Source organism: Pseudomonas sp. K8 (assembly GCF_014889455.1).
GTDB classification, from domain to species: Bacteria; Pseudomonadota; Gammaproteobacteria; order Pseudomonadales; family Pseudomonadaceae; genus Aquipseudomonas; species Aquipseudomonas veronii.
Genome location: NZ_VJWO01000001.1, coordinates 169,138 through 187,051, shown reverse-complemented (window position 1 = coordinate 187,051; position 17,914 = coordinate 169,138). Strand labels below are relative to the sequence as shown.

At 61.0% G+C, this 17,914-nt stretch carries 16 protein-coding genes and 1 tRNA gene; 10 read left to right on the top strand and 7 right to left on the bottom strand.

Features of this window, described 5'->3' with window-relative positions; translation table 11 throughout:
* Window positions 1-3 precede the first annotated feature (3 nt).
* From rimM to thrC, 7 genes are all read left to right on the top strand, one after another.
* Complete coding sequence (gene rimM / locus INT12_RS00845; protein ID WP_008014731.1) at window positions 4-540, top strand: ribosome maturation factor RimM; 537 nt, start codon at window positions 4-6, stop codon at window positions 538-540.
* On the top strand, window positions 522-1,295 hold the full coding sequence (trmD, locus tag INT12_RS00840; protein ID WP_169864091.1) for a tRNA (guanosine(37)-N1)-methyltransferase TrmD: 774 nt from the start codon (window positions 522-524) through the stop codon (window positions 1,293-1,295). The genes rimM and trmD overlap by 19 nt, the downstream gene beginning before the upstream one ends.
* A 45-nt stretch (window positions 1,296-1,340) precedes the next feature.
* Window positions 1,341-1,691, top strand: a complete 351-nt coding sequence (gene rplS, locus INT12_RS00835) for a 50S ribosomal protein L19 (protein ID WP_003175895.1) — start codon at window positions 1,341-1,343, stop codon at window positions 1,689-1,691.
* A 223-nt stretch (window positions 1,692-1,914) separates the two neighbouring features.
* Window positions 1,915-2,811, top strand: a complete 897-nt coding sequence (gene xerD / locus INT12_RS00830; protein ID WP_017846134.1) for a site-specific tyrosine recombinase XerD — start codon at window positions 1,915-1,917, stop codon at window positions 2,809-2,811.
* A 156-nt stretch (window positions 2,812-2,967) separates the two neighbouring features.
* On the top strand, window positions 2,968-3,699 hold the full coding sequence (locus INT12_RS00825) for a thioredoxin fold domain-containing protein (RefSeq protein ID WP_003175893.1): 732 nt from the start codon (window positions 2,968-2,970) through the stop codon (window positions 3,697-3,699).
* A gap of 129 nt (window positions 3,700-3,828) precedes the next feature.
* The gene (locus INT12_RS00820) at window positions 3,829-5,133 is read left to right on the top strand and encodes a homoserine dehydrogenase (RefSeq protein WP_017846133.1); all 1,305 of its coding nucleotides are present in this window, start codon (window positions 3,829-3,831) and stop codon (window positions 5,131-5,133) included.
* Window positions 5,134-5,200: 67 nt separating this feature from the next.
* Complete coding sequence (gene thrC / locus INT12_RS00815; RefSeq protein WP_017846132.1) at window positions 5,201-6,610, top strand: threonine synthase; 1,410 nt, start codon at window positions 5,201-5,203, stop codon at window positions 6,608-6,610.
* Window positions 6,611-6,707: 97 nt separating this feature from the next.
* On the opposite strand, the gene INT12_RS00810 is transcribed toward thrC, so the two are convergent.
* Window positions 6,708-6,929, bottom strand: a complete 222-nt coding sequence (locus tag INT12_RS00810) for a hypothetical protein (protein ID WP_017846131.1) — start codon at window positions 6,927-6,929, stop codon at window positions 6,708-6,710.
* Window positions 6,930-7,242: 313 nt separating this feature from the next.
* Between INT12_RS00810 and INT12_RS00805 the strand changes: the two genes are divergently transcribed.
* Window positions 7,243-7,527: a DUF3509 domain-containing protein gene (locus tag INT12_RS00805; RefSeq protein ID WP_017846130.1), complete on the top strand. Its 285-nt coding sequence runs from the start codon at window positions 7,243-7,245 to the stop codon at window positions 7,525-7,527.
* A gap of 170 nt (window positions 7,528-7,697) precedes the next feature.
* Here INT12_RS00805 and INT12_RS00800 read toward each other — a convergent pair whose 3' ends face one another.
* Complete coding sequence (locus INT12_RS00800) at window positions 7,698-8,567, bottom strand: TIGR02285 family protein (RefSeq protein WP_193039579.1); 870 nt, start codon at window positions 8,565-8,567, stop codon at window positions 7,698-7,700.
* Window positions 8,568-8,583: 16 nt separating this feature from the next.
* Window positions 8,584-9,783, bottom strand: a complete 1,200-nt coding sequence (locus INT12_RS00795) for a CaiB/BaiF CoA transferase family protein (RefSeq protein WP_017846128.1) — start codon at window positions 9,781-9,783, stop codon at window positions 8,584-8,586.
* 148 nt (window positions 9,784-9,931) lie between these two features.
* Here INT12_RS00795 and INT12_RS00790 point away from each other — a divergent pair, with 148 nt between their 5' ends.
* Window positions 9,932-10,474, top strand: a complete 543-nt coding sequence (locus INT12_RS00790; protein ID WP_017846127.1) for a YaeQ family protein — start codon at window positions 9,932-9,934, stop codon at window positions 10,472-10,474.
* 57 nt (window positions 10,475-10,531) lie between these two features.
* Window positions 10,532-12,241 carry a single-stranded-DNA-specific exonuclease RecJ gene (recJ, locus tag INT12_RS00785; RefSeq protein ID WP_046382204.1) on the top strand — a complete coding sequence of 570 codons (1,710 nt, stop codon included), beginning with the start codon at window positions 10,532-10,534 and terminating at the stop codon, window positions 12,239-12,241.
* Window positions 12,242-12,348: 107 nt separating this feature from the next.
* On the opposite strand, the gene INT12_RS00780 is transcribed toward recJ, so the two are convergent.
* From INT12_RS00780 to INT12_RS00765, 4 genes are all read right to left on the bottom strand, one after another.
* Window positions 12,349-13,629, bottom strand: a complete 1,281-nt coding sequence (locus tag INT12_RS00780; protein ID WP_193039580.1) for a virulence factor family protein — start codon at window positions 13,627-13,629, stop codon at window positions 12,349-12,351.
* On the bottom strand, window positions 13,629-16,271 hold the full coding sequence (gene mprF / locus INT12_RS00775) for a bifunctional lysylphosphatidylglycerol flippase/synthetase MprF (protein ID WP_017846124.1): 2,643 nt from the start codon (window positions 16,269-16,271) through the stop codon (window positions 13,629-13,631). The genes INT12_RS00780 and mprF overlap by 1 nt, the downstream gene beginning before the upstream one ends.
* Window positions 16,272-16,538: 267 nt before the next feature.
* Window positions 16,539-16,615, bottom strand: a tRNA-Met gene (locus tag INT12_RS00770).
* Between the two features lie 174 nt (window positions 16,616-16,789).
* Window positions 16,790-17,914, bottom strand: a complete 1,125-nt coding sequence (locus tag INT12_RS00765; protein WP_046382207.1) for an ABC transporter permease — start codon at window positions 17,912-17,914, stop codon at window positions 16,790-16,792.

Genomic DNA, 17,914 nt, shown 5'->3' with positions numbered 1-17,914 from the left:
AATATGAACGCGACGCCAGCTGTTGCTGATGATTTGATCGTTATCGGCAAGATTTACTCTGTTCATGGCGTTCGCGGCGAAGTGAAGGTGTATTCCTTTACTGATCCGACTGAAAACCTGTTGCAGTACAAAACCTGGACGCTCAAGCGCGAGGGGAATGTGAAACAGGTCGAGCTGGTCAGTGGACGCGGGAACGATAAGTTCCTGGTCGCAAAGCTCAAGGGTCTTGATGATCGTGAAGAAGCTCGTCTTCTGGCCGGTTATGAGATCTGCGTGCCGCGCAACCTGTTCCCTGAATTGACCGACGGCGAGTACTACTGGTACCAGCTGGAAGGTTTGAAGGTTATTGATCAACTCGGGCAATTGCTCGGGAAAATCGATCATCTTCTGGAAACCGGCGCCAATGATGTAATGGTGGTCAAGCCTTGCGCTGGCAGCCTGGATGATCGCGAACGCCTGTTGCCCTATACCGAGCAATGCGTGTTGGCCGTCGACCTGGCCGCGGGCGAGATGAAGGTGGAATGGGACGCGGACTTCTAAGCGTGGCTAATTTGCGCATTGAAGTGATCAGTTTGTTTCCCGAGATGTTCTCCGCCATCAGCGAGTACGGCATCACCAGTCGGGCGGTGAAACAGGGGCTCTTGCAGCTCACCTGTTGGAACCCGCGAGACTACACGACGGATCGACATCACACTGTGGACGATCGCCCATTTGGCGGTGGCCCGGGCATGGTGATGAAGATCAAGCCCCTGGAAGACGCGTTGGCTCAGGCCAAGGCTGCCGCCGGGGAGAAGGCGAAGGTAATTTACCTGTCCCCTCAAGGCCGTCAGCTGAAACAGGCGGCGGTACGCGAACTGGCGAATGAGGAAGCACTGATCCTGATTGCCGGTCGCTATGAAGGCATTGACGAGCGTTTCATTGAAGCTCATGTCGATGAAGAGTGGTCGATTGGGGACTATGTCCTGTCTGGCGGTGAGCTGCCGGCGATGGTCCTGATAGATGCGGTTACACGACTGCTGCCTGGAGCTTTAGGGCATGCGGACTCCGCGGAGGAAGATTCCTTCACGGATGGTTTGCTGGATTGCCCGCACTACACCCGACCGGAGGTGTATGCGGATCAGCGTGTTCCCGACGTATTGCTAAGTGGCAATCACGCACACATCCGGCGTTGGCGTTTACAGCAGTCCCTTGGTCGGACCTATGAACGACGCGCCGATCTTCTGGAAAGCCGCTCGCTTTCTGGAGAAGAGAAGAAGCTGCTCGAGGAATACATCCTCGCGCGGGACGATAGTTAACAACGTATCGATGGTAGGTCCATTGACTTACCTTAGGAGCACAGCATGACTAACAAAATCATCCTTGCACTCGAAGCAGAGCAGATGACCAAAGAGATCCCTACCTTTGCCCCGGGCGACACCATTGTCGTTCAGGTGAAAGTGAAGGAAGGCGACCGTTCGCGTCTGCAAGCGTTCGAAGGCGTGGTAATCGCCAAGCGTAACCGTGGTGTGAACAGTGCTTTCACTGTTCGTAAAATCTCCAACGGTGTTGGCGTAGAGCGTACTTTCCAGACCTACAGCCCGCAAATCGACAGCATGGCCGTTAAGCGTCGCGGTGACGTGCGTAAAGCCAAGCTGTACTACCTGCGTGACCTGTCCGGTAAAGCAGCTCGCATCAAGGAAAAACTGGCTTAAGTCCAGCTTCCCGATGCAGAAAAAAAGCAGCCTGCGGGCTGCTTTTTTTGTGCCTGGGATTTATTGACGGGTCCGGGTCGGCGGCGCGGCTATCGCAGGCGGGCCAGCTTCCACACTTGATCATTAGTGGTCATAAAATCGATGCACGACACAAATCCAATGTGGGAGCCGACTTGCCTGCGATAGGATCTACCAGACACCTCCGTCATCTGCCTGAGCCCCCATGCCCGCCATCGACCACCCTCTGATTGACCGCTTCCTCGACGCCCTCTGGCTGGAAAAAGGCCTGTCGGACAACACCCGCCAGGCCTACCGCAGCGACCTGGCGCTGTTCAACGGCTGGCTGCAGGAAAAAAACCTCGAGCTGATCAATGCTGGCCGTGAGTTGATCCTCGATCACCTGGCCTGGCGCCTGGAGCAGAACTACAAGCCGCGCTCCACGGCACGCTTCCTTTCCGGTGTGCGTGGCTTTTATCGCTACCTGCTGCGGGAAAAGCTCATTGCCCTCGACCCGACGTTACAGGTCGACATGCCGCAATTGGGTCGGCCGTTGCCCAAGTCCTTGTCGGAAGCCGATGTCGACGCCTTGCTCGCCGCCCCGGACTTGAGCGAAGCCATCGGCCAGCGCGACCGTGCCATGCTCGAAGTGCTGTACGCCTGCGGCTTGCGGGTGACCGAGCTGATCAGCCTGACCCTCGAGCAAGTCAACCTGCGCCAGGGCGTGCTGCGGGTGATGGGCAAGGGCAGCAAGGAGCGGCTGGTGCCGATGGGCGAAGAAGCGATTGTGTGGGTCGAGCGCTACATGCGCGATGCGCGCGGCGAACTGCTCGGTGGGCGCCCCAGCGATGTGCTGTTCCCCAGCCAGCGCGGTGAGCAGATGACTCGCCAGACTTTCTGGCATCGCATCAAGCACCAGGCCAAGGTGGCGGGGATCGGCAAGAGCCTGTCGCCGCATACCCTGCGCCATGCATTTGCCACGCATTTGCTCAACCACGGCGCGGATTTGCGCGTGGTGCAAATGCTCCTTGGCCACAGTGACTTATCCACAACCCAGATCTACACCCATGTGGCACGGGCGCGCTTGCAGGATATGCACGCCAAGCACCATCCGCGAGGCTGAAAACCGCCAAATTATCCCGCCACGGGCTGCCCTGCGGCCCAACTGTGGTAGGCTTTGCCGGTTAGCAAAGGGGACGGCGTGACTTGTGATTACAGTGCCGTGTTTCCAGATCGGTGTTCGACACACCCGTCCCTGCATCTGCCTTCAGGAGTTCCCATGCGCTTGACCCAGATTATTGCCGCCGCAGCCATTGCGTTGGTTTCCACCTTTGCCGTCGCCGATGACGCTGCCGAGCAGACTATTCGCAAGAGCCTGGCCAACCTGCAACTCGACACACCGATCGAAAGCATCAGTGCCAGCCCGATGGCCGGCCTGTACGAAGTCAAGCTCAAGGGCAGCCGCGTGTTGTATGCCAGTGCCGACGGCCAGTACATTGTCCAGGGCTACCTGTTCCAGTTGAAGGACGGTAAGCCGGTCAACCTGACCGAGAAAGCCGAGCGCCTGGGCGTGTCCAAGCTGATCAACGGCATTCCGGTTGCAGAAACCGTGGTCTACCCGGCTATCGGCGAGACCAAGACGCACATCACCGTGTTCACCGACACCACCTGCCCGTACTGCCACAAGCTGCACGCCGAAGTGCCGGCGCTGAACAAGCTCGGTGTGGAAGTGCGCTATGTCGCGTTCCCGCGCCAGGGCCTCGGTTCGCCGGGCGACGAGCAGTTGCAGGCGGTCTGGTGCTCGGCCGACAAGAAAGCGGCGATGGACAAGATGGTCGACGGCAAGGAAATCAAAGCGGCCAAGTGCGCCAATCCGGTTTCCAAGCAGTTCGCCCTGGGCCAGTCCATTGGTGTGAACGGTACACCGGCCATCGTTTTGGCTGACGGCCAGGTGATTCCGGGCTATCAGCCGGCACCGCAAGTTGCGAAACTGGCGCTGAGTGCCAAATAAACCAGCATCGTCGAACCTTTGACGATCATGGCCCTTCGATAAGTCGATGGGCCATTAATTGAAAGCCGCGGTTGTGCGGCTGTTTTCCACGGCCGACCTCGCGTCGGCCGTTTCATGGGGAGTTCTTCAGTGAAACCGGTCAAAGTAGGCATCTGTGGGTTAGGGACCGTCGGTGGCGGCACCTTCAACGTACTTCAGCGTAATGCTGAAGAAATTTCCCGCCGTGCAGGGCGCGGGATTGAAGTGGCGCAAATTGCCACGCGTTCGCCAAAGCCTCAGTTCGAAACGACCGGTATTGCGATTACCAACGATGTCTTCGCCGTGGCGACCAACCCAGAAATCGATATCGTCATCGAGCTGGTGGGCGGCTATACCATTGCCCGCGAGCTGGTGCTCAAGGCGATCGAAAACGGCAAGCACGTGGTCACCGCCAACAAGGCGCTGATCGCCGTCCACGGCAACGAGATCTTCGCCAAGGCGCGTGAGAAGGGCGTGATCGTCGCGTTCGAAGCCGCGGTGGCCGGTGGTATCCCGGTGATCAAGGCGATCCGTGAAGGCCTGTCCGCCAACCGCATCAACTGGGTGGCCGGCATCATCAATGGCACCGGTAACTTCATCCTCACCGAAATGCGCGAGAAGGGCCGCACCTTCGAAGACGTGCTGGCCGAAGCCCAGGCCCTGGGTTACGCCGAAGCCGACCCGACCTTCGACGTTGAAGGCATCGACGCGGCGCACAAACTGACCATCCTTGCGTCCATTGCCTTTGGCATCCCGCTGCAGTTCGACAAGGCCTACACCGAAGGCATCACCCAACTGACCACTGCCGACGTGAATTACGCCGAAGCCCTGGGCTATCGCATCAAGCACCTGGGCGTGGCGCGCTGCACCGCGGCCGGTATCGAGTTGCGCGTACACCCGACGCTGATCCCGGCCGACCGCCTGATCGCCAACGTCAATGGCGTGATGAACGCCGTGATGGTCAACGGTGACGCCGCCGGTTCGACCCTGTTCTACGGTGCCGGCGCCGGTATGGAGCCGACCGCTTCGTCGGTGATCGCCGACCTGGTGGACGTGGTTCGCGCCATGACCAGCGACCCGGAAAACCGCGTGCCGCACCTGGCCTTCCAGCCGGATTCGTTGTCGGCCCACCCGATCCTGCCGATCGAGGCGTGCGAAAGCGCCTACTACCTACGCATCCAGGCCAAGGATCATCCGGGCGTATTGGCCCAGGTTGCCAGCATCCTGTCGGAACGTGGCATCAACATCGAGTCGATCATGCAGAAGGAAGTCGAGGAGCAGAACGGCCAGGTGCCGATGATCCTGCTGACTCACCGCGTGCTCGAGCAGCACATCAACGATGCCATCAAAGCCCTGGAAGCCTTGCAAGGCGTAGTGGGCCCGGTGGTACGGATTCGCGTCGAACACCTGAACTAACCGATTTGTTCCAGGGGCCCCGTGTGATCGGCGGCCCCTGTTCGAGAATGTTTTAGAGGAGCCAGTCATGCGTTACATCAGCACCCGCGGCCAGGCACCGGCCCTGAATTTCGAAGACGTTTTGTTGGCAGGTCTTGCCACCGACGGCGGCCTGTACGTGCCGGAAAACCTGCCACGCTTCACCCAGGAAGAAATCGCTTCCTGGGCCGGCCTGCCGTATCACGAACTGGCGTTCCGGGTGATGCGCCCGTTCGTCACCGGCAGCATTCCGGATGCGGATTTCAAAAAGATCCTGGAAGAGACCTACGGCGTGTTTTCCCACAACGCCATCGCGCCTCTGCGCCAGCTGAATGGCAATGAGTGGGTCCTGGAGCTGTTCCATGGCCCGACCCTGGCGTTCAAGGACTTCGCTCTGCAACTGCTGGGGCGCCTGCTCGATTACGTGCTGGAGAAGCGCGGCGAGCGCGTGGTGATCATCGGCGCCACTTCCGGTGATACCGGCTCGGCGGCCATCGAAGGCTGCAAGCACTGCGAAAACGTCGACATCTTCATCCTGCACCCGCACAAGCGCGTGTCGGAAGTACAGCGTCGGCAGATGACCACCATCTTCGGTGAGAACATCCACAACATCGCCATCGAAGGCAACTTCGACGACTGCCAGGAAATGGTCAAGAACAGCTTCGCTGACCAGAGCTTCCTCAAGGGCACGCGCCTGGTTGCGGTGAACTCGATCAACTGGGCGCGGATCATGGCCCAGATCGTCTACTACTTCCACGCCGCGCTGCAGCTGGGCGGGCCGGCGCGTTCGGTGTCGTTCTCGGTGCCGACCGGCAACTTCGGCGACATCTTCGCCGGCTATCTGGCGCGCAACATGGGCCTGCCGATCAACCAGTTGATCGTCGCCACCAACCGCAACGACATCCTGCACCGCTTCATGAGCGGCAACCAGTACGTCAAGGAAACCCTGCACGCCACCTTGTCGCCGTCGATGGACATCATGGTGTCGTCGAACTTCGAACGCCTGCTGTTCGACATGCACGGCCGCAACGGTGCGGCGATTGCCGGCTTGATGGACACCTTCAAAAGCGGTGGCGGTTTCAGTGTCGATGAAGAGCGCTGGACCGAAACCCGCAAGCTGTTCGACTCCCTGGCCGTGGACGATGCACAGACCTGCGAAACCATCGCAGAAGTCTATGCCCAGACCGGCGAACTGCTCGACCCGCACACCGCTATCGGCGTGAGGGCTGCACGCGAATGCCGTCGCAGCCTGGATATCCCGATGGTGATCCTCGGCACCGCGCACCCGGTCAAATTCCCGGAAGCGGTGGAGAAGGCCGGCGTTGGCAAGGCGCTGGAGTTGCCGGCGCATCTGTCCGACCTGTTCGAGCGTGAAGAGCGTTGCACCGTGCTGCCGAATGACCTGAAGGCGATGCAGGCGTTTGTCAGCCAGCATGGCAATCGCGGTAAGCCGCTGTAAGGCAAACTGCTGGCGCCCTGGCGCAGACAAAAACGCCGCTTTCCCTTCCGTGGGTCAGCGGCGTTTTTCGTTTCAGGCAGGCCCGGGTTGCTGAGCGTTATGAGAGTAGTTTCTGCGCCACGACAATCACGGTGCCGACAGCGGCGTAGAAACCCGTGGCGATACCCACGGGGTACCAGAAAGTCTCACAGGTTATCTTCAAGGACTCCGCGTTGAGCTTGCCTCGCTCGGCATGCATGCGTGAAATCTCGGCATAGATGCGAGATACGTCAGCATGCATCTTCTCCATCGACGCTTGTTGTTCGTTGTGTTCCACCATCATGTTCATCCTTAGCAATAAGGGCCTTTGACATGCACTTCTAGCTGCGTGACAGCGTGATCAGCGCTTACCGAATATAGGGTTCACACTCCGCCGCGCTGCAGGGCGAACCCTGAAACGGCCGCCCATTGCGTAAGCAGTTATGTGCGGCCGTTTTTTCGTTGTCATGTTGCAAGCGCATGCTGGATCAAGTCACTCCCTGACGGCTCCATAAACACGAAAAAGCGAACTTTCCTACGTTACAAACAGTCACTTAGGAGAGAGGCAACCCCCATTGAAACGATTGTTCCCGAACTATTGAGTGGTGATCGAAATGGAAAGTATCAGCCTATTGCTCGAAGAAGCGCTGAGCCCTTATCAGGTTACGCTGACCACCGCTGGTGTGCAGGGCGAGTGCCTGGTAACCGTAAAGAACCCTGCTGGTGCCATCGTGGTCGAGCGTGAAGTCGACCGGGCGCAACTGACCGACAAGCGCGTCCTGGTGGATGTCGTGGATTGCTTGCTGCGCGATCTGAAAATCGCCGAAGGGCGCCTGGAGCCCTCGGTCATCGCTGCCTTGCGCAATGCGGCCCAGACCCGCAGCAGCGCCCTCGCATGAAGAATTGTTTATCCGCGGAAACTTCCTACGGCGTGGCCGGTCAGATTTAGTAACAGCAAGAGCAGACATTGTGCTCCGGTGTTTGTGACTTGCTGTACTGGTCTTTGTAGGCCACGTTTAACCCCGAAGTGTCTCCCCACTCTTCGGGGTTTCTTTTTGCTCGCGATTTATCACGGGGTGGGCACTTCTTCATAGAATCGCGAATGGTCCAGCAGGTATTGCTCGCGCAGGGCCGGGTCGAGCCATGACGCGTAGGAACGCAGCAACTGCGCCTGCGGCAGGTCGCCCAGCAACTGGTTGATACGCGCCATGACCTCGCGCCCCTCGGGCGTATCCGAACAACCGATATGGATGTGCTGATAGGGCGCGGTGCCGGCAATCGGATAGAACGCCAGCCCTTCGGGATCGATACCTTGCCGCAATGCGTGATAGCGAATTTCGGTCCAGTAACCCAGTACGCCTTCCAGGCGTCCCAGACGCTGCATTTGCAGCAGGCTGCCCAAGGCGTCGGTGCCGTAGTGCATCACCCGATTGTGCGTGTCGCCTTGCTGCAACATACCGTCGATGAATGGCCCGTAGCTGCGCTCGGCGATGATGCCCAGGCGTGTGCTCTTGTCCCGTAGCATCGCGTCCAGGTCGACCTTGCCTTGCACGACAAAGGGCGCCAGGACTTCACGGTTTTGCTGGCGGACGACCACGCCATTGCTCACCACGGGAAACGCCTGGTCGGAATACACAATCCATTGGGTCCGCTCCGGCGTCCACAGCAGGGTAGGGTCGCAGGTGAGGGAGGGCGCCTGGAGCATCTGCATGCCCCGCGCACGGTTGACGTGCTGGATCTGGTGCTGATACTCCGGCAGGTGCTCCATCAGCATCGGCAACAATTCGTCGATGGCGCCCTGGCCTTTTTGCGGGCCTTCGAAGATCGTCAGCGGCGGCAGGTCGCGAACCAGCCAGATCAAGGTCTGCGCCGCCTGGGTAGGTAGCGGCAATAGCGCCAGCAAGGGCGCGCACAGGTGCAATAGCCAGCGGCGAGTCATTATCTTGAACGCGCCATCAGATCGCCCCTTGCTCACGTAAGCGGATGATGGCCGCCGCGTCATAGCCCAGCTCACCGAGTACCACGCTGTTGTGTTCGCCCAGTTGCGGCCCCACCCACTCGCAACTGCCAGGGGTGTCGGAGAGCTTGGGCACGATGCCTGGCATCTTGAAGTCCTTGCCGTCGGGCAGTTGCGCCTTGAGGAACATTTCCCGCGCCAGGAATTGCGGGTCCCCGAGCATGTCTTCGGCGCTATAGATGCGGCTGGCCGGCACCTCGGCCTTGTTGAGCTGCTCGACTACCTGTTCCAGCGGCAGCGAATTGACCCAGCGATCAATCACGCCATACAGCTCGTCGCGGCGCTCGTCACGCCCGTCATTACTGGCCAATTGCGGGTCGTTGGCCAGATCCTCACGGCCGATGGCGGACATGAAACGCTTGAAGATCGCATCGCCGTTGGCGCCGATCTGCACATGCTTGCCGTCCGCGCTGGTGTGGATCGAGGACGGTGTGATGCCGGGCATGATGTTGCCGGTGCGTTCGCGGATGAACCCGAACACATCGAACTCCGGGATCATGCTTTCCATCATGGCGAAGATGGCCTCATACAGTGCCACATCCACCACCTGGCCCAGCCCGCCGTTGACCTCGCGGTGACGCAACGCCATCAGCGCGCCGATCACCGCCCACAGGGCGGCAATGGAGTCGCCGATGGAAATCCCGGTGCGTACCGGCGGGCGGTCTTCAAAGCCGGTGATGTAACGCAGCCCGCCCATCGATTCGCCGACCGCGCCAAACCCCGGCTGGTCTTTCATCGGGCCGGTCTGGCCAAAGCCCGAGAGGCGCACCATCACCAGCTTGGGGTTCAGCGCGTGCAGGGTGTCCCAGCTCAGGCCGAGCTTTTCCAGGACGCCGGGGCGGAAGTTTTCGATCAGGATGTCGGCGTCCGTCAGCAACTGCTTGAGGATGGCCAGGCCGTCGGGGTGCTTGAGGTTCAGCGTCAGTGATTTTTTGTTGCGCGCCTGCACGAACCACCACAGCGAGGTGCCTTCGTACAGCTTGCGCCATTTGCGCAGCGGGTCGCCGCCGTCCGGGGATTCAACCTTGATCACTTCGGCGCCGAATTCGGCGCAGATGCGTGAAGCGAACGGGCCGGCGATCAGGGTGCCGAGTTCGATGACTTTCAGGCCGGCAAGCGGTTTGGCGTTAAACGACATGAGGAACCTTTCATACGCAGCACAGTGGTGTAATGCCTTTTAACATAGGCGAGTCGCGCAGGGATAAGGATGATGCAGCGCAGGATTCGTTGAATAGCCCTACCATCGGTTAGACTGCCCGCCTTTCCCTGTCTCTAGAAGCCCGTTCATGGCCCAGCCGTCCACGACCTACAAGTTCGAACTCAACCTCACCGACCTCGATCGCTCGGTGTACGAGAGCGTCAAACAGACCATTGCCCGCCACCCTTCGGAAACCGAAGAGCGCATGACCGTGCGTCTGCTGGCCTACGCCCTTTGGTACAGCGAGCAGCTGTCGTTTGGCCGTGGACTGTCAGATGTAGACGAGCCAGCCCTGTGGGAAAAAAGTCTGGATGATCGGGTTTTGCACTGGATCGAAGTCGGCCAGCCCGATGCCGACCGCCTGACCTGGTGCTCGCGTCGTGCCGAGCGTACCAGTCTGCTGGCTTACGGCAGCCTGCGCGTGTGGGAAGGCAAGGTGATTCCGGTGGCGAAAACCCTGAAGAACGTCCACATCGCCGCCGTGCCGCAGGAAGTCCTCGAGACCCTGGCCAAGGACATGCCCCGCGTGATCAAGTGGGACGTGATGATCAGCGAAGGCACGATCTTCGTCACCGATGATCGTGGCCAGCATGAAGTGCAACTGCAATGGCTGATCGGCGAGCGCGGTTGAGCTAGCGCTTGTAGCTTGCCGCTAATATTTCCCCTACAGAGAATTTCCCAGCGTCCCATGCGTATCGATCCCCGCCCGTTGCCTGCTGTCCTGCCGTTTCTCGGTGAATTGCCACCGCTGTTGACCCGCCTCTACGCCGCGCGCGGGGTGCGCTCGGAGGCTGAGCTGGACAAGAGCCTGGCGCGGTTGATCCCTTATCAGCAGCTCAAGGGCATCGACGCCGCGGTAGACCTGCTGGTGACGGCCTTGGAGCAACGCCAGCGCATCCTGATCGTCGGCGACTTCGACGCCGATGGCGCCACTGCCAGTACGGTGGGCACCCTGGGCCTGCGCTTGCTCGGTGCGGCCCATGTTGATTACCTGGTGCCCAACCGTTTCGAATACGGCTACGGCCTGACGCCGGAAATCGTCGCCGTAGCGCTGCAGCGCGAGCCGCAGTTGCTGATCACCGTGGATAACGGCATCTCCAGCGTCGAAGGCGTGGCGGCAGCGAAAGCGGCGGGGCTCAAGGTGCTGGTCACCGACCACCACTTGCCGGGGGATGAGTTGCCGGCGGCGGATGCCATCGTCAACCCGAACCAGCCCGGCTGTGAGTTTCCCAGCAAGGCGTTGGCCGGGGTCGGGGTGATCTTTTATGTCTTGATGGCCCTGCGTGCCCGTTTGCGCAGCCTGGGTTGGTACGAGAACACGCAGCAGCCTAACATTGGCGAGTTGCTTGACCTGGTCGCCCTGGGCAGCGTTGCCGACGTGGTGCCGCTGGACGCCAATAACCGCATCCTGGTCCACCAGGGCTTGGAGCGTATCCGTGCCGGTCGCGCGCGGCCGGGGATCAAGGCGATCCTCGAAGTGGCCAAGCGTGACCACGCTCGCCTCACGTCCACCGACCTCGGGTTTATCCTCGGGCCACGGCTCAATGCCGCCGGGCGCCTGGACGATATGAGCCTGGGCATCGAATGCCTGCTCACCACGGATTTCGCCGCCGCACGGGAGATGGCCGCGCAACTGGACGGCATGAACCAGGACCGCAAATCCATCGAACAAGGCATGCAGCGCGAGGCGCTGGCCCAGCTCAAGGACTTGCCGCTGGAGTCGATGCCGTATGGCTTGTGCCTGTTCGACCCGGAGTGGCACCAAGGTGTGATCGGGATCCTGGCGTCGCGCATGAAAGAGCGCTATTTCCGCCCGACCATCGCCTTTGCCGACGCCGGTGATGGCTTGCTCAAGGGCTCGGGCCGCTCGGTGCAGGGCTTTCACATCCGCGATGCGCTGGCGGTGGTGGCGAGTCAGCATCCCAACCTGATCAGCAAATACGGCGGTCACGCCATGGCGGCCGGCCTGACATTGCCCGAGGCGAATTTCCCGTTGTTTGCCCAGGCCTTCGATGCCGAAGTGCGTCGGCAACTGCGCGAAGAAGACTTGACCGGCCGGCTGTTGTCCGACGGCACCCTGGCGGTGGAAGAGTTTCACCTGGAGCTGGCGCGCGCGCTGCGGCATGCCGGCCCCTGGGGGCAGCACTTCCCCGAGCCGTTGTTTCACGGGGTGTTTCAGTTGGTCGAGCAGCGTGTGGTGGGGGAGCGGCACCTGAAAGTGGTGCTCAAGAGCGAATGCGGCTCTGTGAAGCTCGATGGCATTGCGTTTGGGGTGGACCGTGAAGTCTGGCCGAACCCGACCGTGCGTTGGGTGGAGTTGGCCTACAAGCTGGATGTTAACGAGTTCCGTGGGCAGGAAACCGTGCAGTTGATGATTGCGCATATCGAGCCGCGCTAGTTCCAACCCCAATGTGGGAGGGGGCTTGCCCCCGATAGCGGTATGACTGACCTATCGCTATCGGGGGCAAGCCCCCTCCCACATTAGGTTTTGCGTACAGCGCGGAATTACTCGGCCTTGGCCTGGTGCTTGACGATGATATCCACCAAACGCTTGGCCAGCGCCGGGTAGTTCTCATCGAAGTGGTGCCCGCCCGGCAGCTCGATCGCTTCGCCGACGGCGGTCTTGTCGGTGCAGCCGCTTTCGTCGACCTCTTCGGCACCGTAGATGCACACCACCTTGGCCGCTGGCAGCTTGGCCATTTCCGGGCCGGTCGCGGCTTCTTTGCCGGCGTTGCCCAGCCAACCTTCCACTTCGATTTCAAAGCTGCCGGTGCGTGCGAACGCCAGCAGGATGATTGCGTCGACGCGCTGCTGCTCGCTTTCCGGCATGCGGTTGTAGATGGCCGGCAACACGTCGGCGCCGAACGAATAGCCGGTCAGTACGAAGCGCTTGGTGCCCCATTTCTGCCGATAGTGCTGCATCAGCTCGCTGAGGTCCTTGGCGCTTTGTTCCGGGGTCTTGTGCTGCCAGTAGTAGCGCAGGGTGTCGATGCCCACGACCGGGTAGCCGATCTTGGCCATTTCACCGGCCACGTCGCGGTCGAGGTCACGCCAGCCGCCGTCACCGGAGAGGAACAGGGTCACGGTGTCCTTGGCCTGGCCAGCCGGGACTTCCACGACTGGAATCGCCAGGCCGCCGTTGTCCGAACCGACCAGTTGCTTGCGCAGTTCGTTATTCAGCACTTGTGGGTAGTGAATGTCGTAGTCGCTGATGCTGGTGGTGGCGCGGGGGGTGTCGCGCACGAAACTGGCGCTTTCATCGTCAGGGTTGTCGTTCCACGCCACCAGCCAGCTGCCGTGGGCGGCGGTTTTCGGCAGCGGGTCTTTGCAGCCTTCCTGCACCAGGGCGAAGCCGACGGAGATGGCATTGGCCTTGTCGTCGTTCTGTGTGGCCAGCCAGCGCCAGGCGAGGGCGGCGCCAGGGCCGATGCCGCTGACCAGCGTCGCAGGGCCCTTGAGCTGGCTCAGGGCGCCTTGCAGTGCCTGTTGCTGCTGCGTGCAGTCATCCTTGGGCAGGATCACCTGCACGATCTGCGCCTTGCCGCCCTGGCTGAGGGCAATCAGTTGGCTGTCGGTCAGGGTCTCGTCGGCCATCACCGCCACGGCCACGCGGGCTTTGGGGGTGCCGGCCGGGGTGACGCGGGTCATCACCGAGCCATCGGCCTGGGGCAGTTGCTCCAGGGTCGGCTGTGGGGCGGGGCGGTTCCAGTACCAATAGCCGCCACCCAGGACCACGGCGAGCAGCACCACAAAGGCTAATACATACCGCCAGGAGCGTCGAATCATCAGCGTTTCACCAATCCAGTCAAGCCGCCTGCGATCAGGGCGGCGGTATCGGCCAGTGCCACCAGCGGATCAAGTCCTGCGGGCACGGCCATGTAACGGGGTTCCCAGTCAGGCTGGAACTTGTCTTTGAAGCGGCGCAAACCTTGGAAGTTATACAGTTGCTCGCCCCGGCGGAACACCATCGAGCCCAGGCGTTGGGTCAGCGGCGCGCCACGACGCGGTTGCAGGCCAGACAATGGCACCATGCCGAGGCTGAAGCGAGCATAACCGTGGCTCTTATAGTGTTGAATCAGGCCGACCATCATGAATTCCATGGTCAGCTTGGGCGCATCGGGGTGGGCGCGCATCAGGTCGAGGCTGGCCAGGTCGTGGCTGTGGGTCTCGAGCAGGTTGGCGAAGGCCACCGGGTGCCCTTCGAAGCGAATGATCGCGATGCGAAAGTGCTTGAGGTAGTCGTCGCTGAAGCGTCCCAGGGAAAACCCCTTCTCCCGCACGTTCTTGCCGGTCAGCCAGGCGTCGGAAATAACCTTGAGTTCGTCCATCGGCGCCGTGCCCGGTTCATGGATTTCCAGGGACAAGCCATCCCGGGTGCCACGGTTCCAGGTGTAGCGCAAATCCTTCATCTCTTTGCCCTTGGCTTCCAGGTCAAAGCGTTTCAGGTCGACGCGGGCTTCTTCGCCCAGCTTGATCGCGGTCAGGCCGATGTCCATGTAGTACGGCAGGTTTTCCGCGCGTACCTGGTAGAACACCGGGCGCGCATGGTGGATGTCGCACAGGTCGCGGAACTGCCAGATCATCTCGGCGCGGGGTTGGGTCGGGCCGATCGGGTCGTACAGGGCGACCAGGCTGCGCCCGCGACGGGCGTACATCAGGAAGGCTTCGTCGTTGGGGTGGAACAGCAGCGCCTTGTCGCCGGTCAGCGCCAGGCCGCCGTCGGGTTGCGATGAGGCCATCAGGATCTTGGTGGCGCGTTCCAGTTCTTCGGCTGTCGGCAGGTGGATCACCGGGCGCGCGGTACGCAGCAGCCAGGTCAGCGACACGATCACCAGCAGCACCGCGGCCCCCAACAGCGAGCGCAGGCCGCGCGGGGCGTTGGCGTCGAGGGTGAACTGCCACCACAGTTGGTGGCTATACGGGACGTCTTGATAGGCAAACAGCAGCAGCCAGATCGAAGCCCCCAGCACGCACACGCTGGCTACCAGATACAGCGGCGAGAACGGCAATTCGGTCAGTCGGCTGGCGCGGTAGAAGGAGCGGCGGAAGATCGCCAGCAGCACGGCGGTCATGGTCATCAGGCTGGCTTCTTCCCAGTCGAAGCCCTTGAGCAGCGAGAGCAGGGCGCCGGTCAGCAGCAGCACCATGGTCAACATCCAGGCCGCCGACAAGCGTCGACGCAGGCCTTGGGCCAGCAACAGACACAACACGCCGATCAGGCTCGCGCCAAAGTGCGAGGCGTCAATCAGGCGGTGGGGAATCAGGAAGCCGATGTTTTCCAGGCGTGAGTCGATCTCCGGCGTGGCGCCGGAAAACAGCAGGACCACGCCGGACAAAAAAACCAGTAAGGCCAGCACCGGCGCGGCGAAGCCCGATGCCACGCGCAGGCTCTGCTGGGTCTGGAACAGGCGCTGGGCCTCGTTGACCAGCAGGAACACACAGGCGATCAGCAGCGGCAGCACCACATAGATCATGCGGTACAGCAGCAGGGCGGCGGCCAATGGCGCGGCGCCGAGCTTATCGGCAAAGGCCGCGAGCAGGATCGCCTCGAACACCCCGACGCCACCCGGCACATGGCTGAGTACGCCAGCGGCCAGCGCCAGCAGGTACACCAGCAGGAACGGGCCGAACGGTGGCGCTTCCGGCAGCAGCATATAAAGGACGGTGGCGGCAGCGGCGACGTCCAGCGCGGTGATGATCAGTTGCAGGAACGTCAGGCGTCGACCGGGCAGGCGCAGGGTGCGGCGGCCGACCTTGACCAGCAGGTTGTCCGTGTAGGGCTGTTCCGGCAAGCGACGGCGATAAATCCCGATGCACAGCGCGGCCGACAGCAGCAACACGACGCCGGCAATCGCCCCCAGCAAGCCTTGCGACACATGCAGGGCAATGGACGCGGCGGGCAAGTTGCTCAAGGTGGCCAAGGCCGCCAGCGGCGGCAGGGCGCAGCCCAGGGAGAGACTGGCGAACACGGTCATGCGGGCGACTTCCGAAGCCCCGATGCCATGGCGCGCATATAAACGGTAACGCACCGAACCGCCCGAGAGCATCGACAGGCCAATGGCGTTGCCGATGGCAAAGGCGGTAAAGCCGCCGAGGGCGAGGGTCTTGCGGGGCAGTTTCACCCCGGCGTAGCGTGCGCCGGAGAACTCATAGCCCAATAGAATGACGAAGCCGGCGATGGCGGCGACGAACGCGCCCAGCAACGCCGGTTTGGGTACTTCCAGGATCGAGTCGTGGAGGGCGTAGAGATCCAGTTCCAGCAGCAGGTGTCGGCAGGCGATCAGGGCGATTGCGAACAGCAACAGCGTCACGGCCAACCCGATGGGTTGCCGATACTTGCTTAACAGATCCAGCCAGCGCAAACGGGTGGGAGTGATCGGTTGTGTCGCTGTGACAGGGTCTTGTGGTTCAGACGAGTTGGCGCGCATCAATCACCTCGTGGATTGTGCGCGACAGGATGGGGGTATCCAGCCAAGTTACCAATCCCTATGGACAAAATAATTACAAATATTAACGCGGATCACCGGATGCGGCGACTGCGGCCATTGGTCGTAGAAGGATCAAGCATAGGGTGCGATGAAATGGACTCCACGAAACGTCTAGGGTTTCATGAAAGATGCCATGTCATTGTTTCAGAAGAACTTTTTTGCCAGATACAAAAAAGGCCACTCTTTCGAGTAGCCTTTTTTGATGTTTGGTTGCGGGAGCCGGATTTGAACCGACGACCTTCGGGTTATGAGCCCGACGAGCTACCAGACTGCTCCATCCCGCGTCTGTGGCCGGCATTCTACAGCCCAGCGGCGGAGTGTCAACCGTTAATGGGCCGTTGGGTCAAATAAGTGCGAATTTGCCGTTGAATCTCAACGAAATGCGCTAAGTGCGCGCTCGGACAAGGTTTTTTGTCGGACAATCGTCCACGCCTGACGCGGGCAGGCGCAAAAAAGCCTTAACGCAAGGTCGCAACAGACTGACGGAACAGCAGCAAACTCATCGCGATAAATGTCACGCCCATCACCAGGACCGTCACGAACTCTTTCCACACGATGTCGAGGCCCGCGCCTCGATACACGATCGCCTGCATGAAGCTCACATAGTGCCGCGACGGGAAAAACCACGTCACGTACTGGACCCATTGCGGCTGGCTCTCGATGGGCGACATGCCGCCCGACAGCATCATCATCGGCATGACGGCCATCATCATCAGTAGGGCAAATTGCGCCATGGTGCGGGCGAGGGTGCCGAGGAAGATGCCGATCGCTGCCGTGGCGAAGATATAGATGAGGGTGCCGAGCAGCAGCACACCGCGCGAGCCGGCAATCGGGACGTCGAGAAGGCCCTCGACCACGAACAACAGGGAACAGATGAAGCCGATGAAGATCACCAGCCCGCTCGACCACACTTTGGCGAGCGCTATCTCGAAGGCCGTCAACGGCATCACCAGCAGGTGCTCGATCGTGCCGTGCTCCCGCTCGCGCAAGAGCGCCGCGCCGGTCAGGATAATGATCAGCATCGACAACTGATCGGCAAGGCCGACGATCGCGCGGAACCAGGATTGTGTGCCGTTGGCATTGAAGGCGCGGCGCACGACGAGATCGGAGGGCAGCCCGGTGGTTTGCTGCGCCTCCTGTCGGTAGCGCGTGACTTCGTCGGTCACCATGTTCTGGATATAGCCCGACCCCAGGGACGCCTGCTGGACTGCGGTGGCGTCTGCGTTGACCTGGACTTCGATATCGCGGCCCTTTCGCACATCCGCTTCAAAGTGCGGAGGAATCACGATGACGAGGGTGTAAAGGCCGTTGTCCATGCCGCGATCGATGTCGGCGGCGCTGATCATCTTGGCTGCCTGGAAGTACGGCGGATAGAACAGTCCGGCAATCGATCGAGACAGGCTGGAGTGGTCCTCGTCGACGATCGCCACGGAGGCATTGTTGACGGTCTCGCCGGCTCCGGTCGACTGCATGTAAATGCTGAGGCCGAAGGAATAGATGATGAAGAGGATCATCATCAGGTCCTTCGAGAGGGTGCGCAGATCTTTGACGCCGAGCCAGAAAATGTTGGAGAGACTCTGCAT